Consider the following 415-nt stretch of genomic DNA (forward strand, 5'->3'; position numbering starts at 1 on the left):
CGATACTCTGCGCCGCATCGGTGCGGTCGGTTAGACCCAGGCTTTGCGCCGTATTGCGTGTGAGCATCATCATACCGCGCACGCCGGTGGGGGAGGTGGCCTGCGGATCCCAGTGGGATTCCTGCCAGGCGATGGCGGCCAGCAGGCGCCAGTCAATCTCGCGGGCGTATTTTTCAAACAGCGGCTGCACCTCCGGAAGAATATTTTCCACCGCGCGCAGGAAGGTGCGGGTATCGACATAATCGAAATCGTTGCCGTGGCCGAGGTATTTCTCCTCCAGGCGCGCCAGGGTGCCGTCTTCATTGATGTTGTTGAAGAAATCAAGCATTGCCGCCGACAGCGAATTATCGTCGTCCCGGGCGCTAAACCAGGTGACTGGCTGTTCGTCAGTGATATCGAGGGCCACCGCCAGCTC

Annotated in this window: 1 protein-coding gene; it reads right to left on the minus strand. The window is 60.0% G+C overall.

Annotation, left to right across the window (positions count from 1 at the left end; all coding sequences use genetic code 11):
* On the minus strand, positions 1-415 hold a 415-nt coding region (locus tag FJV41_RS56175; protein WP_181791627.1), incomplete at both ends, for a transglycosylase SLT domain-containing protein.

The organism is Myxococcus llanfairpwllgwyngyllgogerychwyrndrobwllllantysiliogogogochensis (assembly GCF_006636215.1).
In the GTDB taxonomy this organism is placed as follows: domain Bacteria; phylum Myxococcota; class Myxococcia; order Myxococcales; family Myxococcaceae; genus Myxococcus; species Myxococcus llanfairpwllgwyngyllgogerychwyrndrobwllllantysiliogogogochensis.